Below are 24901 nucleotides of genomic sequence, written 5' to 3' on the forward strand. Positions count from 1 at the left end.
CGGAGGATCTTGGCAAACCTGCAGGGATGGTGACGAAGGTCAGCTGCGACCGCCGTCGCCGCCGGCGAAGACCACCCGCAGGAGCCGGTCGTCGTCGGCCGCCGGGTTGCCCCGCCCGTCGTGGTTGGAGGTGCTCACCCAGAGCGACCCGTCCGGCGCGGCGGCCACCGCGCGCAGCCGGCCGTACCGGTTGGTGAGCAGCTCACTGGGCTGACCGAGCAGCGTGCCCATGTCGGTCAGCTCCATCACCCAGAGCCGCTTGCCGCGCAGGCAGCCGGTGACCAGCAGCCGATCCGCGGCGGCCAGCCCGGAGCAGGACGCGTCCGAGGTCGCCCACTGGGTGATCGGGTCGCTGTACCGCTTGTCGCCGGCCCGCCCCTCGACCTGCGGCCAGCCGTAGTTGCCGCCCTTGGTGATCTGGTTGATCTCGTCCCAGGTGTTCTGGCCGAACTCCACGGCGTACATCCGCTTGGCGGCGTCCCAGGTGAAGCCCTGCACATTGCGGTGCCCCAGCGACCAGACCGGGGAGCCGGGGTACGGATTGCCCGCGGCGGGCTTCCCGTCCGGGGTGATCCGCAGGATCTTGCCGCCGAGGCTCTTCACGTCCTGGGCGGCGGGGCGCTCACCGGCGTCACCCGTGCTGGCGTAGAGCTGCCCGTCCGGGCCGAAGCCCAGCCCGCCGCCGTTGTGCACGTTGGCCTTGGGAATGCCGGTGAGGATCGGGGTGGGCTGCCCACCGAGCTGCAGCCGGACGACCCGGTTGTCCTGCTCGGTCGTGTAGTAGACGAAGACCGTGCGGTCCTTGTCGTAGCCGGGGGAGACGGTGATGCCGAGCAGGCCGCCCTCGCCCGCCGCCGCCACGTCGGTGATCGTCTGCACCACCCGGACCCGCAGCCCGTCCGGCCCGGACTCGGGGCCGACCTGGAGAATCCGGCCGCTGTCCCGCTCGGTGACCAGCGCGCCGCCGTCCGGCAGGAAGGCGATCGCCCAGGGCACCCGCAGCCCCTTGGCGAGCACCGTCGCCACCGCCTGCTGGCCGGCGCCGCCGGGGCTCGCCGGCGCCGACGGGGTCGGCAGGTTGGGCGGCTCACCGGCCGGGTCCGGCTCCGGCTCGCCGAAGCTGCAACCGGCGGCGAACAGCAGCGCCGCGCAGGACGCCGCGAGGGCCGCCCGGAGGCGGCGGGTGCGAGAGTACGGGGGACGGGCGCTCACCCGGCCCAGGGTATCCCGCCGGACGGCCCGGCCGGGCCCGACAGGACACGGCGGATGCCGGCGGTGCTCCGGGGTGGACCGTTCAGCGTGCCCGCACGGCCAGCAGCGCGGTGTCGTCCTCGCGGTGCCGGGTCGAGGCGAGCAGCAGGTCGCACAGCTCGTCGAGGGGCAGCGTGTCGGTGCCGGTCAGCCGGTCCAGCAGCTCGGCGAGCCCCTCGTCGATGGACCGGTCCCGCCGCTCGATCAGCCCGTCGGTGTAGAGCAGCAGGGTGTCGCCGGTGGCCAGGCTGGCCGACTGGCTGGTCCGCCGCACCGGCCGGGCCAGGCCGAGCAGTGCTTCCGGCGGCGCTTCGAGGACCTCCACCGCGCCGCCGGCACGGACCAGCAGGGCCGGCGGGTGCCCGGCGTTGGACCAGGTCATCTCCCAGCCGCCGGACCGTTGGGGACAGATCCGGACCAGCGTCGCGGTGGCCGCGATCGGCAGCCGCAGGCCGCGGATCGCGCCGTCCAGGTGGGTCATCAGCTCACCGACCGCGTCCTGCCGGCCGAACGCGTTGCCGCGCACCAGGTTGCGCAGCTGGCCCATGGTCGCCGCCGCCTCGATGTCGTGCCCGGCCACGTCCCCGATCGCCGCGATCAGGTCCCCGTCGGGCTGGACGAAGGCGTCGTACCAGTCACCGCCCACCTCCACCCGGTCGGCCGCCGGCTGGTAGCGGGCCGCCAGCTCCAGCTCGGGTACGACCGGCAGCTGCGGCAGCATGCTGTGTTGCAGCACCTCGGCGACGTGCCGCTGCTCGCCGTACATCGAGCTGTTGCCGATCGCCTGCCCGGCGCGGCGGCCGATGTCCACCGCGGTGAGCAGGTCGCGGTCGTCGAACTGCTGGCGCTGGGCGTCGTTGACCAGGGTGATCGCGCCGAGCACCGTGCCGCCGGCGGCACGGACCGGCACGCAGAGGTAGGAGGCGATGCCCAGGCGGTCGCCGATCGACGCCATCTCCGGATTCGTTGTGCCACGTGCCACGTCCGCCAGCGACGCCACAGCGCCGAGCCGGGGCCGGCCGGTCCGCAGCACCGCCCGGATGGCCGAATCCGCGCTCAGCCCGGTGCGCAGCAGCTCGGCGAAGCGGTCGACGTCCGCAGTCCGGGCGGGGTCCCGGTGTACCGCGACCACCTCGCGGGGCAGGCCGGTCGGCCCGACCAGGGTGAGCAGGCACCAGTCGGCGAGCAGCGGCACCATGGTGTCGGCGAGCCGGCGCAGCACGGTGCCCACGTCCAGCGTGCCGGCCAGCGTCTCGCTCAGGCCGGCGAGCAGTTCCAGTCGCTCGTGCGCCCGCACGACCCGCCGACGTGCCTCCTGCGCCCCGTCCAGCGCGATCCGCAGTCGCAGCTCCGACGAGCAGGCGGCGGCCAGGTCGGCCAGCGTCCGGAGCTGCCCGGCGGTCCAGGCCCGCGGCTTGCTGTCGATGGCGCACAGCGAGCCGAGCACCCGGCCGGAGAGGTCGGTCAGCGGCATCCCGGCGTACGCGACCACGCCGAGGTCTTCGATGGCCAGGTTGTCCCGCACGCGGGGGTAGAGCCGGGCGTCCGGCAGCACCATCGGCACCTCGATGTCCACCACGTGCTGGCAGAACGAGTGGCTCAGCGGGGTCTGCCGGCGCTCCGCCCAGGGCTCCGGCAGCCCGACCGCGCCGGGGAAGAACTGCCGCTCGGCGGAGACCAGGGAGACCAGCGCGACGGGTACGTCCAGCAGGTCGCTGACCAGGCGGGCGAACCGGTCGAACGCCTCGTCCGGGGCGGCGTCCAGCCCGGTGTCGGCGAGCGCCCGCAGCCGTGCCGGATCGCTGAGCGCCGGGGGTGGTGCGATCGAACGCCGGGGGCGGGCGGGGGAGCCGTCGGTCATGAGCACCTGTCTGCCGGGCGGAGGCCGACCGGCACTCCGACCATCCGTTATACCTGGTTCGCGCCGCGGCCGAACGTCGGTGTGCCGAGTCTCGCCCGGGCCGACTCGGCGCGCCATCCCCCGGGACGCCGGTTCGCCGCCGTGCCCGCACCGGCCGCCGGTGCGGGGGCTATCGTCGGCGGACGTGAAGGTATGGATTCCGCACCAGGCCGGCCTGAACCTCGTTGGCGAGCTGCCCCCGAACGTGACGGTGGAAGTCGTCGAGCACGCCGAGCGGCTGCCCTCCGCGGTGGCCGGCGTGCGGTTCTGGGTACCGCCGTTCCTGGCCGGCTCGGACGCGACCGCGCTGCTGCACGAGCTGCCCGATCTGGCGGTGGTGCAACTGCTCTCCGCCGGTGCGGACGCCTGGGCGGGTCGGACGCCGACGGGTGTCACGCTCTGCGACGCCCGGGGAGTGCACGATCCGTCCACGGCCGAGTGGGTCGTCACGGCGATCCTGACCCAGCTACGGGCGTTCCCGGCCTTCGTCCGGGCGCAGGCCGACCGGCGGTGGGCATTTGGCGACGTCGCCCCGACCGACGAGCTCACCGGCAAGAGGGTGCTCATCGTCGGGGCCGGTTCGATCGGCACCGCGGTACGGGACCGGCTCGCCCCGTTCGAGGTGAGCTTCACCCTGGTGGCCCGGACCGCCCGGCCCGAGCAGGGGGTGCACGGCGTCGAGGAGCTGCCCAGGCTGCTGCCGGAGGCCGACGTCGTGGTGGTGCTGGTGCCGCTCACGGACCAGACGCGCGGCCTGATCGACAAGGAGTTCCTGACCGCGATGCCGGACGGTGCGCTGCTGGTCAACGCGGCCCGGGGGCCGGTGGCCCGTACCGAGGCGCTCGTCGCCGAGCTGGGCACCGGCCGGATCTCGGCGGCGCTCGACGTCACCGACCCGGAGCCACTGCCCGCCGATTCTCCGCTGTGGACGATGCCGAACGTGCTGCTTACTCCGCACGTGGCCGGGTCGGTGCGAGGGCTGCTGCCGCGCGCCTACCGGCTGGTCGGCGATCAGGTGCGGCGCTTCGCCGCCGGCCAGCCGCTGATCAACACGGTGGTCGACGGCTACTGACCGCGTAGCTCAGCCGGCCGCTGACCGCGTGGCTCAGCCGGCCGCGCCGGGCAGCGTCTGGCCGGTTGCCGAGACCAGCCGGGGCAGGTCCGAGCCGTGTACCGCCGGTAGGACGACCTGCTGGCCGTCGTCGAGCCGGGCGACCGCCCGCCCGCGCGGGTCGGTGGCCAGCTCGACGACCCGGTCCCAGCCGATCCGGCGCTGCCCCGCCAGTGCGCGCAGGCGCAGCTCCCGGTCGTCGGCGTCGGTGCCGGCCCGCCAGGCCCACACGCCGACGGCGAGCGGGACGAGCAGCACCGGCAGCAGGTACGCCCGGGCGTTGGCCAGCGGCAGGGCGCCGATGAAAGCGATGATCGCGGCGGCCAGGATGCCTTGGTTGTACCGGAAGCGGATCGTGTTGGGCGTACTCACCCTCCGATGATCCCACCCCCGGCTGGTCCGGCTCGCGGCGGGCGGTGCCGGGCCGCCCGGCACGCCGTACAGTGGCACGGGTCACTGCCTCCTTTCGGTGGCCGGCGCGTAACCGATTTGACCGCCGGTCGTTCTCGACTGGTGGGCAGCGGACCCGCAACGTCCGATGTCCCGCACCGCCGCACCGCCCCGTGCCCCCTCACGAAGGCGACCGCCGTGCTCCTCGCGTACCCGTTCCGCGTCCTCGTCCCCCGCCGGGCGGCGCCGGAGGTCGCCGTGTCCGCGGCGGTGACGCTGCTCGTCCTCGCCGGCGCCGCTGGCCTGGCCCCGACGTCGGTGGTGATCGCACTGGCCGGCGGTGCGGGCGCCACGCTCGCCGGGGTGCGGCTCTCCCGGCTGGCCACCCGGGGCTCCGCCGATCTGTCGCCCGCCGATCTGTCGCCCGCCGATCCGTCGCACCCCGATCTGTCGCACCCCGATTCTTCGCCGCGCGCGGCGGCGGTGCTGCTCGACGCGGCGGTGGTGGCAGCCGGTGTCAGCGCCGCTGTGTTGCCGCTGGCCGACAGCGGGCATCGGGCCGCCGCGCTGGTCGGGTCGCTGGTCGTGGCGGCCCTGTCCGCGGCCGGGCTGCGCCGACTCGTCGGCCGGACGCGGTCACCGAACCAGGCCCGGTTGCGGTTGCTGATCGAGGCGACCGGCCCGGCCATCGGGCTGGCCCTCGCCGGCTGGTTGCTGCTGCCCCGCGACACGCTGCCGGTGCCGGCCCGGATGGCCGCCGCGCTGGTGCTCGGCGGGCTTGGCATGGCGGCGCTCAGTGCGTTCACCGGCCCGTACCGACGCGCGGCCGGCGCGATCTGCCGGGGTGGGGTCCTGCTCACCCTGGTCGGGTTGGTGCTGTTGACGGCCCTGCCGCCCGCGTCGGCCGGTCGGGCGGCCCTGCTGGCCGTGCCACCGCTGGTGCTCGGGATGCTGCTCACCGCGCTCGGTGCGGGCAACGCGGTGGCGCAGGGCGACGCGGTGGCGGCGGGCTACGCGGTGGCCACGGGCGACGCGGCGGCGGCGGCGGCGGGTCGGGTCGCCCCGGCCTGGCCCCGGGCGGTGCTTCCGGCGGCGGTGCTGCTGCTGGCGGGGGGCCTGCACCTGGGCGCGGGCCGGGCGCCGGATCGGACGAGCGTGCTGCTGGCCCTGGCGGCGGTGCCGCCACTGGTGCTGCGCGAGCTGCTACGCGCCGGTGACGCGGCCTTCCCCGAGCGGCGTGCCGCACACCGCCGGCGTAGCGGTCGGGCGGTCCGGCACCGCCGTGCGGCTCAGCAGCGCTGGCTCGGCACGTCGGAGCACCCAGGTACGACTGCTGTCGGGTCGGCCATCTCGTACGGCGTCGGCTCGACCTGGCCGCCCGACGACGGCGCGACCTGGTCGGCGTTCGGCCGTCGGTCCGTTCTGTCCGGTGGCGGCGGTCCGGGGGACCGCGCGGCCCTGCTGGACGCCCTCGCCGCGATCGGCGACGTGCCGGTCCCGGTCGGCGCGCTGCTGCTGGTGGACCTGCACAGCGCCGACGCGATCGGGCCGACGGGCCGCGAGGACGTGGTTGCCGAGGCGGTCCGCCGGGCCCGCGCGATCATCGCGCCCGGTGACCTGGTCGTCGGGTGCACGAGCGCCGGCTTCGCCGTGGTCACCTCCGCCGGCCCGGTGGTGGCGTATGCGCTGGGCACCCGGCTGCTGACCGTGCTCACCCCGCCCTACCAGCTGGCCGGGTCGGTGCTGCGGGTGCAGGCGAGCATCGGGCTGGCCGAGGTGAGCGGCGCCGGGCCGGCGGACGTGCTCCGCCAGGCCGAGCTGGCCCGGCGGCGGGCCGTGCAGCTGGGCCGGGACCGCGTCGAGTGGTACGACGCGTTCCTGGAGGAGCAGCTGGTCCGCCGGCTCGATCTGGAACGTGAGCTGCCCGGTGCGGTGGCGCGCGGCGAGCTGGACCTGGTCTACCAGCCGGTGCTCGACCTGGCGAGCCGGCAGCCGGTGGGCGCCGAGGCGTTGTTGCGCTGGCGCAGCCCGGTGCTCGGCACGGTGCTCCCGACCGAGTTGCTGCCGGTCGCCGAGGACCTGGACCTGGTCGGCGAGCTGGAGTGGTGGGTCCTGGACCGGGCCTGCCGGCAGTTGGCCGACTGGTCGGCGGGCAGTCGGGAGCTGTGGATGGCGGTCAACGTCACCACCCGGGAGCTGACCACCCCCGACTTCGTGCAGCGCGCCGCCGCCGTGCTGGCCGCGTACGGGGTGTCGCCGGAGCGGCTGGTGGTGGAGGTGGCCGAGCCGAGGGTCGCCGCCGACCTGTCGACCGTGGTGGCCCGATTGGCCGGCCTGCGGTCGCTGGGAGTCCGCACCGCCCTGGACGACTTCCGGGCCGAGCACGCCTCGCTGGCCCAGCTCCGCCGGCTGCCGATCGATCTGCTCAAGGTGGGCCCGGAGCTGGTGGGCGCGCGGCCGGACGGGCAGCCGCCGCTGATCGACGTGGTGGTCAACGTCGGCGAGCGGCTGGGAGTGGAGATCGTCGCCGAGGAGTTGGAGTCACCGGCCCAGGTCGAGGGGGCGCACCGGGCCGGCTGTCGGTACGGGCAGGGCTTCGCGCTGGCCCGCCCGGCGACCGCCGAGCGGGTCGAGGCGTACTTCGAGGAGTTTCCCTCGACGTCCCGCTGACCGGCCCCGGGGTGAACCGGTTCACCTGTCCCGGGGCGGTGCGGTGCTGCCGCGCGGGGTGAGGTGCGGGGTCTCGTCCTGCACCCGGGTCGCGGGCTGTCCGGCGATGACGGCGAGCAGTTGCCGGGCGGCGTGCGCGCCGTACGCCGGGATGTCCCGGCCCAGCGCCGTCAGCGGCGGGTGCACCAGCCGGCAGAGCGGCGAGTCGTCCCAGGCCACGATGGACAGGTCACCCGGCACGGTGAGCCCCATCTCCTGGGCGACGGAGAGCCCGGCGATGGCCATCACGTCGTTGTCGTAGATGACCGCGGTGGGCCGCTGGGCCGAGCTGAGCAGCCGGCGGGTGGCCCGTCCGCCCTCCTCGCCGGTGTAGTCGGACCAGACGGTGACCGCGTCGACCAGGCCGAGCCGCTGGCACACCGCCGCGAAGGCCTCGGTGCGGATCTCGGTGTGCCGCAGGTCGGGCAGGCCGCCGACCCGGGCGATCCGCCGGTGCCCGAGCGCGACCAGGTACTCCACCGCCTCGGTCAGGGCGGCCGCGTCGTCGGACCAGAGGCTGGCCAGGTCGCCGGTGCCGCCCGGCCCGCCGATCACCACCGCCGGCAGTTGGAGCTGCTCCAGTGCGGGGATGCGGCGGTCGTCGGTGCGCAGGTCGCAGACGAGTACGCCGTCGACCCGCCGCTCGCCCCACCAGCGTCGGTAGACCGCGATCTCGGCGTCGTGGTCGGCCACCACCTGGAGGGTCAGGGCGTACGAGCGGGCGGAGAGTTCGGCCTCGACGCCGCTGATCAGCTCCATGAAGAACGGCTCGATGCCCAGTATCCGGGCGGGCCGGCACAGGGCCAGGCCGACGGCCTCGGCGGTGGCGGCGGAGAGGGCCCGGGCGGCGCTGCTCGGGCTGAACCCGATCTCGGCGGCGATGGCCAGGATGCGCTGCCGGGTGGCCTCGGAGACGCCGGGCTGCCCGTTCAGCGCGTACGACACGGCGCCCTTGGACACCCCGGCTCGTCGGGCGACGTCGGCGATGGTCGGCCGCTTCACCGGCGTGCTCCTCCACTCTCCGGCCACGGGGGTCGGATCTTCTGACTGCCGCGGCAAGCCGGGGGCCTCAACCTAGCGCAACCGGTGTCGGCGGCTGCCAACCGACCGTCCACGGTAGACCTCGGCCGTCGGGCGCGGCGTACTTGCCCGGTTCAGCGTACCGGTGCGTCCTCGGTTCCGGCGTGCCGGCCGGTACACGGAGCTGCGACAGCAAGCGCTACACCACGCCTGTTCGCGCTCCCATGACCCTTTACCTGGACCGTTCGTGCACCGCGTTAACGAGCCGTTGACACTCCTGGAACCGGCCCGTACGGTGGCCTCACTTATCCGGTTCAGTCAACGTCTCTCGATGTCGGGAGCGTTCCCACTTGTTCGGAGGATGCCATGAAACGCTCCTGGACCCGGTGGGCCCGCGCGGTCACCGTGGGCACGGTCGGTCTCGCCCTGGTCGCCGCGTGCAGCGGCAAGAGCGGGCAGGATTCCGGCGCGACGGACGGGCAGGTCACCCTGAAAATCAACTTCTGGGGTGACTTCGGCCTCCAGGACCTCAAGACGAAGTACGAGGCGGCCAACCCGAACGTCAAGATCCAGCTGAACTCGGGGGAGTACAACGCCCAGCACGAGGACCTGCAGAAGAAGCTGGTCGCCGGCTCCGGCGCGGCGGACATCGCCGCCATCGACGAGGGCTTCATGGTGCAGTTCCGCAGCCAGTCGGACAAGTTCGTCAACCTGCTCGACAAGGGCGCCGGCTCGTACGAGAGCAAGTACCTGGCCTGGAAGTGGAAGCAGTCGCTCTCCGCCGACGGCAAGACCCAGATCGGCCTCGGCACCGACACCGGCGGCCTGGCCATGTGCTACCGCACCGATCTGTTCAAGGCCGCCGGGCTGCCCACCGAGCGCGACCAGGTCTCGGCGCTCTGGCCCACCTGGGACAGGTTCATCGAGGTCGGCCAGCAGTACACCGGCAAGACCAACAAGAAGTTCATCGACGCCGGCAGCAACCTGTTCAACCCGATCCTCGGCCAGCAGCAGGTCGGCTTCTACAACGAGCAGGACCAGCTCCAGATGGAGCAGGGCCCGAAGGTGGCCTTCGACTACACCATCAAGGCGATCCAGGCCGGTCTCTCCGCCAACCTGGCCAGCTTTCAGGCCGACTGGGACAAGGGCTTCACCAGCGGCTCCTTCGCCGTGCTCGCCTGCCCGGCCTGGATGCTCGGGCACATCAAGGACACCGCCCCCGGCACCCAGGGCAAGTGGGACATCGCCGCCGTGCCCGGTGGCGGCGGCAACTGGGGCGGTTCCTTTCTGACCATCCCCAAGCAGAGCAAGCACGTCGACGAGGCGTACAAGCTGCTGGAGTGGCTGGTCCAACCGGAGCAGCAGATCGAGATCTTCAAGAAGGTCGGCAATCTGCCGTCGCAGCCCGCCCTCTACAGCGACCCGGCCATCGCCGACTTCAAGAACCCGTTCTTCACCGACGCGCCGGTCGGGCAGATCTTCCCGAAGATGGCGCAGGGCCTGACCCCGCAGTACCTGGGTAAGAAGAACGGCCCGACCCGGGTGGCTGTGGAGAACGTGCTGATCCGGGTGCAGAACAAGACCCTCAAGCCCGAGGCCGCCTGGGCCGAGGCGGTCAAGGAAGCCGAGAAGGCCAGCACCTCCTGAGCCCGCTGGGCGGGGGCGGGCCGGACCCGGGCCGCCCCCGCGCCATCCGCGCGTACCCCGTCTCTTCGGCCCTGGAGTGTCCCGATGTCCACCACCCGCGCCGCGCCCGCGTCGTCGGGCCGCCGTGCCGCCGCCGGGCGGCACGGTCACGGCACCGACCCGGACCACCGCCGGCCCAGCTGGCGCGACCGGCTGTACCGGTTCGACATGCGGTACATGCCGTACGTGTTGATCGCGCCGTTCTTCCTGATCTTCCTGGTCTTCGGCCTGTTCCCGCTGATCTTCAACGGCGTCATCGCCCTGCGGAACTACCGGCTGGACGATCCGACGCTCACCGGCTGGGCCGGCCTGGCCAACTTCCGCCAGCTCTTCGGCGACGACGACTTCTGGAACGCGCTCTACAACACCTTCGGAATCTTCCTGCTCTCCTCGGTGCCACAGCTGCTGCTCGCGCTGATCGTGGCGTCGTTGCTCAACCGCCGGCTCCGGGCGCAGACCTGGTGGCGGGTGGGCGTGCTACTGCCGTACGTCACCCCGATCGTCGCCTCGACCATGGTGTTCAGCGTCTTCTTCTCCCGCGACTTCGGGATGGCCAACTGGGTGCTCGGCCTGTTCGGCATCGGCGACGACGACCCGATCAACTGGCGGGCCGACAAGCTGCACGCCTGGATCGCCATCGCCACGATGGTCAACTGGAAGTGGATCGGCTACAACGCGCTGCTCTACCTGGCCGCCATGCAGTCCATCCCGCGCGACGTCTACGAGGCCGCCGCGGTCGACGGGGCCGGCCCGTGGCGTCAGCTCTGGCGGATCACCGTGCCGATGATCCAGCCGGTGATCGTGTTCACCGTCATCCTCTCCACCATCGGTGGATTCCAGCTCTTCATCGAGCCGATGCTCTTCGACCTCAACGCCCAGGCCGCGACCGGCGGACCCAACGGCGAGTGGCAGACCATCGCCCAGCTGATCTACAAGGTCGGCTGGAAGGACCTCAACCTCGGCTACGCGGCCGCGATGAGCTGGGCGCTCTTCCTGATCATCCTGGTCGTCGCCGGGATCAACACGCTGCTGACCAACCGACTCTCCGGAGGGCGATCCAGGTGAGCGCCGTCGACACCACACCGCCCCGGTCGGCGGTCACCAAGAGCCGCCGGCGACGGGCCGCCCTGATGGGTCGCGCCCCGCAGGACACCCCGGCCGGCGTCGGGACGTACCTCCTGCTGGCCACCACCATGCTGTTCGCGGCGTTCCCGCTGTACTGGATGTTCGTCATCGCCACCAGCAACGACGAGGCCCTGGCCCAGATCCCACCGGCGGTGATCCCCGGGGACCGGTTCCTGGTCAACCTGGACGAGGTCTTCTCCCTCCAGGACGTCTACTTCGCCGCCTCGCTGATCAACAGCGTCATCGTCTCGACCGTGGTGACCGTCTCGATGCTGTTCTTCTGCTCCCTGGCCGGGTTCGCCTTCGCCAAACTGCGCTTCGCCGGCAGCCGGTGGCTGATGCTGTTCGTGGTGCTCACCCTCACCGTGCCGAACCAGCTCGGCGTCGTCGCGCTGTACATCGTGATGGGCAAGCTCGGCTGGAACGGCACCCTGCTGGCGGTCATCGTGCCCGGCCTGGTCACCGCGTTCGGCGTCTTCTACATGCGGCAGTTCATCCTCAACACCGTCCCCGACGAGCTGATCGAGTCGGCCCGGATGGACGGCGCGACCACCATGCGGGTCTACCGGTCCATCGTCCTGCCGGCGATCCGGCCGGCCCTCGCGGTGCTCGGCCTACTCACCTTCGTGGCGACCTGGAACGACTTCCAGTGGCCGTTGATCACCCTGGGCGGCACCGACTACCCGACCTCGATGGTCGCCATCTCCGACCTGGCCAGCGGCAACTACGTCATCTACCGTCGGGTGCTCGCCGGTGCCTTCGTGGCTACCATCCCCTTGCTGATCATGTTGTTCATCGGTGGACGGCAGATCGTCCGCGGAATCATGGAAGGTGCGGTGAAGTCTTGAGCCGACAGGCACTCCACGACGGCTGGACCCTGCGGGCGACGCCCGGAGCGCAGGTGCCGGCCGAGATCGCCGGGCTGACCGTCCAGGCCACCGTGCCCGGTTGCGTACACACCGACCTGCTCGACGCCGGGCTGATCCCCGATCCCTACCTCGACGACAACGAACTGGCACTGGCCTGGATCGGGCGCACCGACTGGAGCTACCGGACGAGCTTCCGGCGCCCGGCGGGCGACCACGACCGGGTCGACCTGGTCTGCGCCGGCCTGGACACCGTCGCCACGGTCACCGTCAACGGTGTCGAGGTCGGCCGCACCGAGAACATGCACCGCGGCTACCGGTTCGACGTCCGAGCGCTGCTGCGCGACGGCGACAACGACCTGGTCGTCGCGTTCGACTCCGCCTACCGCTACGCCGAGGCGCAGCAGGAGCGGCTCGGCGACCGGCCCAACGCCTATCCGGAGCCGTTCCACTTCATCCGCAAGATGGCCTGCAACTTCGGCTGGGACTGGGGCCCCACACTGGTCACCGCCGGCATCTGGCAGGAGATCGGCCTGCACGCCTGGTCCACCGCCCGGCTGGCCACCGTCCGCCCGCTGGTCACCCTGGCCGGCCGGGACGGGCGGGTCGAGCTGCACGTCGAGGTCGAGCGGGTCGCGGACGTCCCGCTGACCGTCCGGGCCACCGTCGCCGGCGCCCACGCCGAGGTGGTCGTCCCGGCCGGGCAGCGCACGGCCGTGCTGACCCTCACCGCCCGCGAGCCCGCGCTGTGGTGGCCCCGGGGGTACGGCGAGCAGGTGCGCCACCTGATGGAGGTGACCCTGCACGCGCCGGACGGCGACATCCTGGACAGCTGGTCCCGGCGGATCGGCTTCCGCTCGGTCCGACTGGACACCACCCCCGACGAGCACGGCACCCCGTTCGCGCTGTCGGTCAACGACGTCCCGGTTTTCGTACGCGGGGTCAACTGGATCCCGGACGACGTGTTTCCCAACCGGGTCACCCGGGAGCGGCTGGCCGAGCGGTTCGACCAGGCCACGGCCGCCAACATCAACCTGCTGCGGGTCTGGGGCGGTGGCCGGTACGAGTCGGCGGACTTCTACGACCTCGCCGACGAGCGCGGACTGCTGGTCCAGCAGGACTTCCTGTTCGCCTGCGCCGCGTACCCGGAGGAGGAGCCGTTCGGCAGCGAGGTGGCCGCCGAGGCCGCTGAGCAGGTGACCCGGCTGGCGCCGTACCCGTCGCTGGTGCTCTGGACCGGCAACAACGAGAACATCTGGGGCTGGCACGACTGGGACTGGCAGGAGGTGCTGGCCGGGCGCACCTGGGGTCGCGGCTACTACCTGGACGTGCTGCCCCGCATCGTCGGCGAGCTGGACCCGATCCGCCCATACTGGCCGGGCAGCCCCTGGTCAGGCACGGACGAGATCCACCCCAACGACCCGGCGCACGGCACCACGCACATCTGGGACGTGTGGAACACCGACGACTACCGCAAATACCGGGAGTACGTGCCGCGCTTCGTCGCCGAGTTCGGCTACCAGGGCCCACCGGCGTACGCCACCCTGCGTCGGGCGCTGAGCGACGAACCCCTCGCCCACGACTCGCCGGGGATGGCGCACCACCAGAAGGCGGCCGGCGGGGACGCCAAGCTCCAGCGCGGCCTGGACGCGCACCTCCCCGCCCCGGCAGATTTCGACGACTGGCACTACCTGACGCAACTCAACCAGGCCCGGGCGATCCAGCTCGGGGTGGAGCACTTCCGCTCGCACCGGAGCGTCTGCGCGGGCACCATCGTCTGGCAGCTCAACGACTGCTGGCCGGTCACCTCCTGGTCGGCCGTCGACGGAGACGGCCGGCGCAAACCACTGTGGTACGCGCTGCGCCACGCGTACGCCGACCGGCTGCTCACCGTGCAGCCCCGCGAAGGCGGCCTGGCACTGGTCGCGGTGAACGACGGTGGCACGCCCTGGCGGGCGTCGGCCTCGGTGACCCGGTTGACCCTCACCGGCGAGCCCCGGGCGAAGACGACGATGGAGCTGGACGTCCCCGCGTACTCGGCGGTGACGCTGACGCTGCCGGCGGAATTGTCGCAGCCGGAGGAGGACCGGCGGGAGCTGCTGGTGGCCGAGGCGGGCGAGAGCGCGCGGCGTGCGCTCTGGTTCTTCGCCGAGGACCGGGACGTCGACTGGCCGGCGGCGGCCTGGGACGCGACGGTCGAGCCGGTCGACGGTGGACAGCGGGTCCGGGTCACCGCCGGCACGGTGTTGCGCGACCTGACCCTCTTCCCGGACCGGCTGGAGCCGTCCGCCGAGGTGGACGAGGTGCTGGTCACCCTGCTGCCAGGGGAGTCGACGACCTTCACCGTCCACGCCGACACCCCGCTGGACGCCGCAGCCCTCACCTCCCGGCCGGTGCTGCGCTGCGTCAACGACATCGGGCGAAGCTAAGCAGCGTCACCGGTCGCCTCGGCCGATTCGCTCCAGACAGTCCATGGCAGGTTGCGGGGCTGGCGGCGTTCATCCCGATCGGCGTCGCCAGCAACCTCGTGACGGGACAGGGGGCCATGGCCTTAGCGACCGCAACCCGCGCTGTCGGCGAGCGCACCGTCAGGGCAGTATTACCGCGTCGTGGACGCTGGTGACAGCGCGGCCGACAGAGGCGAAAACGGTCGTCGAGCCAGGCGGTACCCCGGGGGAGCGCAATGATCACCGAACATGTCCGAGACGCGGCGGCGACGGCGTTCGTCTTCGGGTTCTTCGCCTCCAGTTGGTTCGGCTGGGCTCAGGAGGCGCCGCCGAAGCCGTGGCGGCCGGTGCTCATCGCCGGTTCGGTTCTCTCGCTGCTGACGGCCGCCGCCGGTGGTCTCCTCGCCTGGAGTCACTGGTCGGACGGTACGGCGTTCGACGCCGACACCAGCCGCACCTTCGGCATCGTCGTCGGGATCGAGTTCGGGGCTGCCGCCGTCGGTGCCGGCCTACTCGCCCTGCTGGGGCGCCGTGAGCTGACCGCCCCCTGGGTCGCCCTTGTCGTGGGCGTGCACCTCTTCCCGGTGGCGGTACTGATGGACTACCCGCTGATCCATGTGGTCGCCGCGCTGGTCACCCTGATCGCGGTCGCGGCGATCCCGGTGGCCCGGGCGCGCGCCGTGGCAGTGAGTGCGGTGGTCGGGCTCGGCACCGGCATCGTGCTCCTGGTCGCCGCGGTGTCCTCATTGCTCATCGCGCTGGTGGCCTACTGAGGCTGCCCGTGGGCCAGTCCGGGGCGATCGACCGGGCGACAGCGACGAGCGGTGGGCCTGAGGGGTAGGACGTCCCTCAGGCCCACCGCTCGTCGGAGTGCGTGGCGGGTCAGGCCCGGGCGGCGGCCAGCACCTGGCCGACCAACGCCCCGGACGTGCCGGACCGCTCGTACTCGGGCCGGTGCAGAGTGCCGCCCATCAGCGGCGCTGGGTTGCGGTGCACAGCCGGGCTGTCGGAGCTGACCAGGGCCGCGAAGTGGTACTCGTCGGCGCCGGTCGCCTCGACGATCCGGGCGATGTTGCGCGGGGTGATGCCGCCGCCCGGCATGATGACGATCCGTCCGGCGGCCCGGCGGACCAGGTCGGCGATGAGCGGAGCACCCTCCAGCACGCTGACCTCCTGGCCGGAGGTGAGCACGCGGTGCACTCCCAGCTCGACCAGTTGCTCCAGGGCCGCGTACGGGTCGCGGACCATGTCGAACGCGCGGTGGAAGGTGATGCTGGCGTCGCCGGCGGCGGCGATCAGCCGGCGCGTGGTCGGTACGTCGACGTCACCCTCGGCGGTCAGCGCGCCGATCACGATGCCGTGCGCGCCGGCCGCCACCGCGGCCCGCACGTCCCGCTCCATCGCCTCGATCTCCAGCGGCGAGTAGATGAAGTCGCCGGCCCGCGGCCGGACGATCACGTGCACCCGGATCCGGGTGACGGTGCGCAGGGTCGTCTCGATGGTGCCCAGGCTGGGGGTCAACCCGCCGTCGAAGAGCGCGGAGCACAGCTCCACCCGGTCGGCCCCGGCCTCCTCGGCGGAGACCGCCCCCTCGACGCTGTCGATGCAGATCTCGAATGTGCTCATGACTCTTCCTTTTCGGTGCGAGACGATGCCGCGGTCCAATCGATGACGGCGGTGACGGCGCCCACGGGTTCGCCGCCGCCGAGCACCGGCACCCGGCGCAGGGCGTCGGCCCCGCCGACCGGTACGCCCACGGCCTCCAGGGCGGCGAGCGCGATGGCGGTAGTGGCTCGGGGTGAGCCGTCGACCACCTTCACCGCCACCGCGTGGCCATCCGGGGCGGCCACCGCGAGTACGCCCTCGGCCCCGCCCTTGGCGAGTACTCCGGGCAGCGCCCGCATCAGGTCGGTGTTCGGGTGCCCGTGCCAGCCGCCCACGTACTCGGGGTGCTGGCGCATGGCCTGGGCGACCCGCTCCTCGTCGCTGCCGGTGGGTGCCGTGACCAGCGCCTGGAACGTGCGGGCCAGGCCGGTCAGCGGCAGGCCGAACAGCGGTGCGCCGCAGCCGTCGACCGCCTGGTGCGTGATCGGCGTGCCGGCCAGTCGGGCGACGGTGGCGGCGGTCTCCCGCTGGAGCGGGTGGTCGGGATCGAGGTAGTCGTGCGTGCTCCAGGACCGCGCGACGCAGGCGACGAGCATCGCGGCGTGCTTGCCGGAGCAGTTCATCCGGATCCGCTCGCGCTGCCCGCCGGCGCGGATCAGCCGGTCCCGGGTCGGCTCGTCCTCCGGCCAGTCCACCGGGCAGCCGAGCGCGTCCTCGGTCAGACCCGCGCCGGCGAGCATCGCCCGGACCACCTCGACGTGCCGGTCGTCGCCGGTGTGGCTGCCGGCGGCGAGGGCCAGCGCCCGGCCGGTCAGTGGGTCGGTGTCGCGCGGCCCGGCGGTCGCCGCGATCCGACAGGCCAGCGCCTGCACCGGCTTGAGGGTGGAGCGGGGGAGCACCGGCTCGTCGGGTACGCCGGCAGTGCGGGCGACCGCGCCGTCCGGGTCGAGCACCACGACGCTGCCGTAGTGCCGGCTCTCGACGAAACCGTTGCGGACGACCCGGGCCAGTTCGGCGTACCGGGGGATGGTCACCGGATGTTCCCTTCGGTGAGCGACGGCGGCAGGTCCGCGGATCGTCGTCCGCGCCGGCCGGTGAACCGACCGTTGCGGGCCTGGAGTACGCGGGCGAACTTCGACAGCGACGCGTTGACCACCAGGTAGATCAGCGCCACCACCAGGAATGTCTGGATCAGCAGGTGGGTGTACGAGGAGAGCACCTGCCCGCTGTAGAGCAGCTCGGTGTAGCTGACCACGAAGCCGAGCGAGGTGTCCTTGAGCAGCCCGACCAGCTGGCTGACCAGGGACGGGGTGAGCTGGAGCAGCGCCTGTGGCAGGACCACCAGCGCCATCACCTGGCCGCGGCGCAGCCCGACCGCGAGGCCGGCCTCGGTCTGCCCCCGGTCCAGGGCCAGGATGCCGGCTCGGAAGATCTCTGCGAACGCCGCCGAGTTGGAGACCACCAGTGGCACCACGAGCTTCCAGAACAGCGGGAAGTTCATCCCGTACTGCGGCAGGGCGAACAGCGTCACGTAGATCAGCAGCAGCGTGGGTACGGTCCGGAAGATCTCGACGTACGCGCCGGCCAACCACCGCAGCGGTCGGTGCGCCGACAGCCGGCCGAGCGCCAGCAGCAACCCGAGCGCGGCGCTGAGCACGGCGGTCGCGGCGGCGGCGCGCACGGTGGCCCAGAGCCCGTTGAGCAGGTACCGCCAGATCGGCCAGGTGGTGAACGGTTCCCAGCGGGCGGCGGCCAGCTCGCCGTGGCTGGCGAACTGGTACACGGCCGCGACGACGGCGCCGACCAGGATGACAGCGCCCAGCACGGTGGCGATCCGGATCCGTCGCCGGGCCCGGGGGCCGGGCTCGTCGAACAGGATCTGTTGGGTCTGGTTCATCGGACGATCGCCAGCCTTCGCTCGAGCAGGCCGGTGACCTGACCGATGATCAAGGCCAGCAGCATGTAGGCGAGGCCCGCGCCGGTGAAGACGGCGAGTGGCTGGGCCTCGATGAGGTTCACGGTGTTGGCGGCCTGGGTCAACTCGACCACGCCGACGGCGGCGGCCAGCGAGGTGTTCATCAGCAGCGCGATGCAGATGTTGCCGATCGGCTGGATCACCGCCCGCAGTCCCTGCGGCAGGATCACGTGCCGCAGGGACTGACCGAAGGTGAGCCCGATGGCCCGCGCCGCCTCGGCCTGGCCGACGCCGACCGTGTTGATCCCGGCCCGGATCGCCTCGGCCAGGTACGCCCCCTCGTAGACGGCGATGACGATCGCGGCGGAGGTGAACAGCGGGAACGTGATGCCGATGGTCGGCAGCGCGAAGACGAAGAGGACCAGCAGGGCCAGCAGCGGCAGGTTCTGGAACACCTCGACGTACGCCGTGCCGATGGCGCGCAGCAGCGGTACGGGGGCGATCCGCAGGGTGGCCACGATGATGCCCAGCAGCATCGCGCCGACGGTGGTCACGACGGTCAGTTCGACCGTCGTGACCAGGCCGTGGCCGAGTTCGCTCAGGTGGGCGGTGAGGGCGTCCATCGGCGCGGGAGGCTACTCAGGAGCCGTCGGCGGAACCGAGGGCCGGCGGAGTGGGCGCCCCGCCCTCCACCACCGAGCCGAGGGTGGCCTCCCAGACCTTCGCCCACGTGCCGTCGGCCTGGATCTTCGTCAGCCACTTGTTGACGAACTCCTTGAACTGCGCGTCCTCCCGGTTGAGGCCGATGCCGTACGCCTCGGTGGTGAACGGCTCGCCGACCACCTTCATCCCCGGGTTCGCCTTGGCGCCGGAGGCGAGCAGCGTGAAGTCCTGCACGTACGCGTCGCCGCGCTTCTGCAGCAGCGCCTGCAGCGCCTGAGGGTCGGTCCCGAAGGCGATCTGCTTCGAGCCAGGAGCGGCGCTGGGCAGCGCGGTGACCGCTGGGGTGTTCGCCCCGACGATGACGGTCTTGCCGGCGAGGTCCTTGACGCTCTTGATGGAGGTGTCGTCCTTGCGGACCCCGACCGCCAGACCGGAGGTGAGGTACGGCCCGGCGAAAGCGATCTGGGTGGCCCGCTGCGGGGTGATGGTGTACGTCTGGAAGACGACGTCCACCGACTTGGCCTGGAGCATCGCCTCCCGGGTCTGGGTGCCGATGGTCGTGGTCTTCACCTCGGTCTTGCCGGTGATGTACTTCGCCAGCAGCTTGGCCATGTCGGCGTCGAAGCCCTCGATGGTGCCGCTGACCGGGTTCTGCTGGGACAGCAGCGGTGCGTCCAGCGAGCCGCCGACGCTGAGGTAGCCGCGCTTGCGGATCGCGTCCATGGCGGAGCCCGCCGGGATGTCCGCGTCGGTGGCCACCGGGGCGGCGTCGTACACCGACTGGGCGACCACGCCGTCGCCGCCCAGGCCGGGGTTGCCGGGCAGGGCCGGTGCGCCGCTGTCGCTGTCGCCGCCGCAGCCCGTCGCGGCGAGGGCCACCGCGACCGCGGTGGCGGTGAGGGCGAGCGAGCGCCGCCCGGTGAAGCTCATCTTGAGGATTGACATGACACCCTCCCGTTGGGGGCTAGTGCTGGAGGATCTTGGACAGGAAGTCGCGGGCCCGCTCGGTGCGCGGGGCTGCGAAGAATTCGTCGGGGGCGCCGGACTCGACGATCCGGCCGTCGTCCATGAAGACGACCCGGTCGGCGGCGCGGCGGGCGAAGCCCATCTCGTGGGTGACCACGATCATGGTCATCCCCTCGGCGGCGAGAGAGACCATCACGTCGAGCACCTCGTTGACCATCTCCGGGTCGAGGGCCGAGGTCGGTTCGTCGAAGAGCAGCACCTTCGGCCGCATGGCCAGTGCCCGGGCGATGGCGGCCCGCTGCTGCTGCCCGCCGGAGAGCTGGGCGGGGTGGTGGTTCGCCTTGTCGGCGATGCCGACCCGCTCCAGCAGCGTCATCGCCTGCTGGCGTGCCTCGGGCCGGGCGATCCGGCGGACCCGGGTGGGGCCGAGGGTGATGTTGTCCAGCACCGTCTTGTGCCCGAAGAGATTGAAGGACTGGAAGACCATGCCGACGTCGGCGCGCAGTCGGGCCAGCGCGCGGCCCTCGGCGGGCAGCGGCTCACCGTCGATCTCGACGGTGCCCTGACCGGCCGTTTCCAGCCGGTTGAGGCAGCGGCACAGGGTCGACTTTCCGGAGCCGGATGGCCCCACCACGACGACCACCTCGCCGGCGGCCACCGTGAGGTCGATGTCCTTGAGCACGTGCAGTGGACCGAACCACTTGTTCAGGCCGCGGACCGACACCATCGGTCGGTCCGGACCCGTCGTCCCGGACCGGCCGGCGCGATCGGAGACCGTCGTCGGTGCCACCAGACGTCCCCACTTTCTTCGACTACAGAACTAAGTTTGCTTCATATCGAAGCAACAGCGCCATCTAAAGGTAGACGAGAAATTAAGTCAACCGGTTGCTTGAACAAACTGTGGGTGCTAAGAAGCTGACGTGACGATTGACGACGCGCCGCGCGACGCTCTCCGGAGCAGCCCCCGGGAGCTGCTGCGCTGGGTGGCCACTGGAGCGGCCGTCAGTCGTGCTGACCTGTCCCGGCTCTCCGGGCTGTCCCCCTCGACGGTCTCCCAGCGGGTGGAGGCGTTGATCAACGAGGGGTTGCTGGAGGAAACCGGCGCCGGGCGGTCCCGGGGTGGCCGACGACCGCGCCAGCTCGCCGTGCCCACCGGCGGCGCCGTGGTCGGCGCCATCGACCTGGGGGCGCATCACGCACGCGTCGGCACGCTGGATCTCTCCGGCCGGGTGGTCCAGGCCCGTACCCTGCCGGTGCGCATCGAGGACGGTCCGGAGGAGGTGCTCGGTGGGTTGTTGGCCGAGGTCTCCGCGCTGGTGGCCGTGGCCCCCGGTCCGGGCCGGGAAGCGGCCGGCCGTGCGGTGGCGGCGGGCACGCTGCGGGGCATCGGCATCGGCATCCCCGGCCCGGTGCAGCACGCGACCGGGCGGATCGTCAGCCCGTCCCGGATGCCCGGCTGGAACGGCTTCGACGTCGCCGCCTTCTGTGCCGACCGGGTCGAGGTACCGGTCCTCGTGGACAACGACGCCAACCTGATGGCGCTCGGTGCGCACCGCACGGCACATTCCGAGTTGGACCATGCCGTCTACATCAAGGCTGGCACCGGGATCGGCTCCGGAGTGATCTCCAGTGGACGGCTGCACCGGGGCGCACAGGGATCGGCCGGGGACATCAGCCACTGCCGGGTGGTGGCCGATCCCGCACCACCCTGCACCTGCGGCAACGCCGGTTGCCTGGAGGCGGTGGCCAGCGGCGCGGCCCTGGTCACCGCGCTACGTGACCAGGGCGTGCCGGTCTCCGACCTGACCGGCGTGATCCGCCTGATCGACGACGGTGACCGGCATGCCACCGCGCTCGCCCGGCAGGCTGGCCGGGCCATCGGCGAGATCCTGTCCGTGGTGGTCAACTTCTTCAACCCGCAGGTGGTGGCCATCGGCGGCCGGCTCGCCGACTGCGAACCCCTGCTCGCCAGCATGCGGGGCACCCTCTACGAGCGGTGCCTGCCGCTGGCCACCCAGACCCTGCTCATCGAGCGGGTTGCCACCGGCCAGGATGTCGGCATCACGGGCGCCGCCCACCTGGTGATCGACCACGTCGTGGCAAGTAACTGACCCGCTGCACACCAGCCCTCGCTGAAAGGACTGCGTACGCGTGCGGCACCGCGAAGACCGGCCGTGCCGGGTCAATGGGCACGGCGTGGCTCCGGGATGGGGCCTGCCCGGCTCCTGAAACGGCACTGCCCGGCCGGTGAGTCTCCTCGCCGACCGGGCAGTATTCCGATTCTGGTCAGTTGCCGGCGGTCAGGCCCTCCAGGCCCTTGAGCATCTCGGCGAAGTCGGCGGTCTCGGCCGCCGCCGGCGTCTCGATGGTCGCCGCCTTGCCGTAGTCGGTGTAGTCGACCACCATGTCGCCCATCTTGCCCATGACCATGCCCGCGCGCCGCGGCCGGTACTGCTCGTCGACCCACAGGTCGATCTTGATCTCCTTGACGCCCTGCTTGGCCAGCCCCTTCTCGACGTCCGCCCGCAGCTTGGCGTCGACCTGCCCGAGGTAGGTCGCCACGGGGGTGGTGACGGTGTAGTGGACGGTAGGCGCCCCGTTCACCGTCTCCTGCCCGACCACAGTCACACCCTCGGTGGCGAGCAGCGTCTTGACCTGCTTGATCGGGTCGACGTCCTCGAACTGCTTGGTGAAGTCCATCCCCGCCTGCTCGCCCACGGCGCTCAGGTCCATCTTCATCCAGCGCTTTCCGCCCGTGCTCTCGCGGTCCTCCGCCGGGATCTCGACGTAGACCACAGCGCCGATCATCCGGACGGTGGTCGTGGTGCCGTCCGGGTCGGACGTCTTCATCTCGGCCTTGAGCGGGTCACCCAGGTCCAGGACACCCTGCACGGAGATCTTCTCGCCGCCCGCCGTGCCCGTCATCGTCACGGTCACCGAATCGGTCTTGTCGGTGGCGTCGACCGTCTTCTGCAACGATCCCTTGAGATCACTGGCGAGCAGCTCGAGGACGCTGGGCTGCTTCGGCGCCTCGGACGAGCCGGACTTCGCGCCGCAGGCAGAGACAGCGAGCGCAGTGAGCGCCGAGACCGCTACCACCGCGGTCTTCTTCCAAAGTGACACGTGAGCGCTTCTTTCCCCGAAGGATTTGGGGCTCTCCCCAATAGACCGACGACACGCTATCCCACGCTGTCGACCCCGGGGCAACACCTTTCCGTCGATCTATCGTTGGTGCCCAGGACCGCGTTGCGCGGGTGATCGGCAAGGGGTCGGCGACATCGCGGTGTCCAAGTCGACGGGATACCCCGATATCGCTGATCAGGCGAGCGCAGAGCGTCCCGGGATGCGTCCGCTCACTCCGGGACGCGGCGGTAGGCGCCGTCGCTGGCCGAGGTGGCCATCGAGGCGTACGCGCGCAGCGCCGCCGACACCGGCCGCTGCCGGTCGGTCGGGGTGTACGGCTTGTCGCGCTTCTCCTCTTCGACCCGCCGGGCCTGGAGCACGTCCTCCGGCACGTTCAGCTCGATGGACCGGCCGGGGATGTCGATGACGATCTCGTCGCCCTCGCGGACCAGGGCGATCAGCCCACCGGAGGCCGCCTCGGGGGAGACGTGCCCGATGGAGAGCCCGGAGGTGCCGCCGGAGAAGCGACCGTCGGTGAGCAGCGCGCAGGAGCGGCCCAGCCCTCGACCCTTGAGGAACGAGGTGGGGTAGAGCATCTCCTGCATGCCGGGGCCGCCCTTGGGGCCCTCGTACCGGATCACCACCACGTCCCCGGCGACCACCTGCTTGGCCAGGATCGCCGTCACCGCGTCGTCCTGGGACTCGTAGACCTTCGCCGGCCCGCGGAAGGTCAGGCAGTCGTCCGGCACACCTGCGGTCTTCACCACGCTGCCCTCCGGGGCCAGGTTGCCGTGCAGGATGGCCAGCCCACCGTCGGCGGAGTACGCGTGCTCCCGGTCCCGGATGCAGCCCTCGGCCGCGTCGGTGTCCAGCGACGACCAGCGGTTGGTGGTGGAGAACGGTTCGGTGGTGCGTACCCCGCCCGGCGCGGCGTGGAACAGCTCGACCGCCGTCGGCGTCGGCGAGCCGCCCCGTACGTCCCAGTCGGTCAGCCACTGGGCCAGCGAGGGCGAGTGCACGGCGTGCACGTCCCGGTTGAGCTGCCCGCCCCGGTCCAGCTCGCCGAGGATCGCCGGAATGCCACCGGCGCGGTGCACGTCCTCCATGTGGAAGAGCGGCGAGTTCGGCGCGACCTTGGCCAGGCAGGGCACCCGCCGGGAGATCGCGTCGATGTCGGCGACGCCGAAGTCCATCTCCGCCTCGCGGGCGGCGGCGAGCAGGTGCAGCACCGTGTTGGTGGAGCCGCCCATCGCGACGTCCAGGGCGACGGCGTTCTCGAAGGCTGCCTTGGAGGCGACCGTGCGGGGCAGCACCGAGTCGTCGTCGCCGTCGTACCAGCGCTTGGAGATCTCCACGATGGTGCGGCCGGCCTCGACGAAGAGCGACCGGCGCGCGGCGTGGGTGGCCAGCGTCGAGCCGTTGCCGGGCAGCGCCAGCCCGATGGCCTCGGTGAGGCAGTTCATCGAGTTGGCGGTGAACATGCCGGAGCAGGAGCCGCAGGTGGGGCAGGCGGAGCGCTCGATCTCGCCGAGCTGGTCGTCGGTGACCGCCTCGTTCGAGGAGGCGATCATCGCGTCGATCAGGTCGATCTTGCTGTGCACGACGCCCTCGATCGCCATCGTCTTGCCGGCCTCCATCGGGCCGCCGGAGACGAAGACGGTCGGGATGTTGAGCCGCAGCGCGGCCAGCAGCATCCCGGGGGTGATCTTGTCGCAGTTGGAGATGCAGACCAGGGCGTCCGCGCAGTGCGCGTTGACCATGTACTCCACCGCGTCGGCGATCAACTCCCGGCTGGGCAGGGAGTAGAGCATGCCGCCGTGGCCCATCGCGATGCCGTCGTCGACCGCGATGGTGTTGAACTCCCGCCCCACACCGCCGGCCTCGGCCACCGCGTCGGCGACCAGGCCGCCCATGTCCTTGAGGTGTACGTGACCCGGCACGAACTGGGTGAAACTGTTGGCGATGGCGACGATCGGCTTACCGAAATCGTCGTCGGTCATCCCGGTGGCCCGCCAGAGGGCCCGGGCGCCGGCCATCGTCCGACCGTGCGTGGAGGTCTTCGACCGCAGCTCAGGCATGCGTACCAGTCTGACACCGCCGCCACGGTGGCTGTCCAGAGTGCGC

20 protein-coding genes are annotated in these 24901 nt (G+C 71.9%); 8 read left to right on the forward strand and 12 right to left on the reverse strand.

Annotated elements, in window-relative coordinates; translation table 11 throughout:
* Positions 1–39: 39 nt before the first annotated feature.
* Entirely contained in the window at positions 40–1212 is a 1173-nt protein-coding gene (locus tag OG470_RS13825) for a PQQ-dependent sugar dehydrogenase (RefSeq protein ID WP_328424339.1), read from the reverse strand.
* A gap of 82 nt (positions 1213–1294) precedes the next feature.
* A complete protein-coding gene (locus tag OG470_RS13830; protein WP_328424341.1) occupies positions 1295–3112 on the reverse strand; it encodes a SpoIIE family protein phosphatase in 1818 nt (605 codons plus the stop codon).
* 184 nt (positions 3113–3296) lie between these two features.
* Here OG470_RS13830 and OG470_RS13835 point away from each other — a divergent pair, with 184 nt between their 5' ends.
* The gene (locus OG470_RS13835; RefSeq protein WP_328424343.1) at positions 3297–4223 is read left to right on the forward strand and encodes a 2-hydroxyacid dehydrogenase; all 927 of its coding nucleotides are present in this window, start codon (positions 3297–3299) and stop codon (positions 4221–4223) included.
* Between the two features lie 33 nt (positions 4224–4256).
* Here the strand turns inward: OG470_RS13835 and OG470_RS13840 are convergent, their stop codons facing one another.
* Entirely contained in the window at positions 4257–4634 is a 378-nt protein-coding gene (locus OG470_RS13840; RefSeq protein WP_328424345.1) for a PH domain-containing protein, read from the reverse strand.
* A 216-nt stretch (positions 4635–4850) separates the two neighbouring features.
* Here OG470_RS13840 and OG470_RS13845 point away from each other — a divergent pair, with 216 nt between their 5' ends.
* Positions 4851–7322: a GGDEF domain-containing phosphodiesterase gene (locus tag OG470_RS13845; RefSeq protein ID WP_328424347.1), complete on the forward strand. Its 2472-nt coding sequence runs from the start codon at positions 4851–4853 to the stop codon at positions 7320–7322.
* A 21-nt stretch (positions 7323–7343) separates the two neighbouring features.
* Here OG470_RS13845 and OG470_RS13850 read toward each other — a convergent pair whose 3' ends face one another.
* Complete coding sequence (locus tag OG470_RS13850; protein ID WP_328424349.1) at positions 7344–8363, reverse strand: LacI family DNA-binding transcriptional regulator; 1020 nt, start codon at positions 8361–8363, stop codon at positions 7344–7346.
* Between the two features lie 384 nt (positions 8364–8747).
* Between OG470_RS13850 and OG470_RS13855 the strand changes: the two genes are divergently transcribed.
* From OG470_RS13855 to OG470_RS13875, 5 genes are all read left to right on the forward strand, one after another.
* The gene (locus tag OG470_RS13855; protein ID WP_328424351.1) at positions 8748–10028 is read left to right on the forward strand and encodes an ABC transporter substrate-binding protein; all 1281 of its coding nucleotides are present in this window, start codon (positions 8748–8750) and stop codon (positions 10026–10028) included.
* An 84-nt stretch (positions 10029–10112) separates the two neighbouring features.
* Entirely contained in the window at positions 10113–11132 is a 1020-nt protein-coding gene (locus tag OG470_RS13860; protein ID WP_328424353.1) for a carbohydrate ABC transporter permease, read from the forward strand.
* Between the two features lie 65 nt (positions 11133–11197).
* Positions 11198–12040, forward strand: a complete 843-nt coding sequence (locus OG470_RS13865; RefSeq protein WP_328426337.1) for a carbohydrate ABC transporter permease — start codon at positions 11198–11200, stop codon at positions 12038–12040.
* Positions 12037–14487, forward strand: coding sequence for a glycoside hydrolase family 2 protein (locus OG470_RS13870; RefSeq protein WP_328424355.1), 2451 nt, complete (start codon positions 12037–12039; stop codon positions 14485–14487). Before OG470_RS13865 ends, OG470_RS13870 begins: the two co-directional genes overlap by 4 nt.
* 254 nt (positions 14488–14741) lie before the next feature.
* Positions 14742–15278 (forward strand): hypothetical protein, encoded by a 537-nt coding sequence (locus OG470_RS13875; protein WP_328424357.1) that lies wholly within the window; start codon positions 14742–14744, stop codon positions 15276–15278.
* 109 nt (positions 15279–15387) lie between these two features.
* Here the strand turns inward: OG470_RS13875 and OG470_RS13880 are convergent, their stop codons facing one another.
* Genes OG470_RS13880 through OG470_RS13905 form a run of 6 tightly spaced genes read right to left on the reverse strand, consistent with a single transcriptional unit; the run spans position 15388 to position 20381 of the window.
* Entirely contained in the window at positions 15388–16131 is a 744-nt protein-coding gene (locus OG470_RS13880; RefSeq protein ID WP_328424359.1) for a copper homeostasis protein CutC, read from the reverse strand.
* On the reverse strand, positions 16128–17144 hold the full coding sequence (locus OG470_RS13885) for an asparaginase (RefSeq protein ID WP_328424361.1): 1017 nt from the start codon (positions 17142–17144) through the stop codon (positions 16128–16130). Before OG470_RS13885 ends, OG470_RS13880 begins: the two co-directional genes overlap by 4 nt.
* Entirely contained in the window at positions 17141–18007 is an 867-nt protein-coding gene (locus OG470_RS13890; RefSeq protein ID WP_328424363.1) for an amino acid ABC transporter permease, read from the reverse strand. The genes OG470_RS13885 and OG470_RS13890 overlap by 4 nt, the downstream gene beginning before the upstream one ends.
* Positions 18004–18648, reverse strand: coding sequence for an amino acid ABC transporter permease (locus tag OG470_RS13895; RefSeq protein ID WP_328424365.1), 645 nt, complete (start codon positions 18646–18648; stop codon positions 18004–18006). The genes OG470_RS13890 and OG470_RS13895 overlap by 4 nt, the downstream gene beginning before the upstream one ends.
* A 16-nt stretch (positions 18649–18664) precedes the next feature.
* The gene (locus tag OG470_RS13900; RefSeq protein WP_328424367.1) at positions 18665–19633 is read right to left on the reverse strand and encodes a glutamate ABC transporter substrate-binding protein; all 969 of its coding nucleotides are present in this window, start codon (positions 19631–19633) and stop codon (positions 18665–18667) included.
* A 19-nt stretch (positions 19634–19652) separates the two neighbouring features.
* On the reverse strand, positions 19653–20381 hold the full coding sequence (locus OG470_RS13905; RefSeq protein ID WP_328424369.1) for an amino acid ABC transporter ATP-binding protein: 729 nt from the start codon (positions 20379–20381) through the stop codon (positions 19653–19655).
* 193 nt (positions 20382–20574) lie between these two features.
* Here OG470_RS13905 and OG470_RS13910 point away from each other — a divergent pair, with 193 nt between their 5' ends.
* Entirely contained in the window at positions 20575–21765 is a 1191-nt protein-coding gene (locus OG470_RS13910; RefSeq protein ID WP_328424371.1) for an ROK family transcriptional regulator, read from the forward strand.
* Between the two features lie 175 nt (positions 21766–21940).
* On the opposite strand, the gene OG470_RS13915 is transcribed toward OG470_RS13910, so the two are convergent.
* Positions 21941–22777, reverse strand: coding sequence for a hypothetical protein (locus tag OG470_RS13915; RefSeq protein ID WP_328424373.1), 837 nt, complete (start codon positions 22775–22777; stop codon positions 21941–21943).
* Positions 22778–23007: 230 nt separating this feature from the next.
* Positions 23008–24855, reverse strand: coding sequence for a dihydroxy-acid dehydratase (gene ilvD / locus OG470_RS13920; protein WP_328424375.1), 1848 nt, complete (start codon positions 24853–24855; stop codon positions 23008–23010).
* Positions 24856–24901: the final 46 nt, after the last annotated feature.

The sequence above is a fragment of the Micromonospora sp. NBC_00389 genome, assembly GCF_036059255.1.
Lineage (GTDB): Bacteria > Actinomycetota > Actinomycetes > Mycobacteriales > Micromonosporaceae > Micromonospora.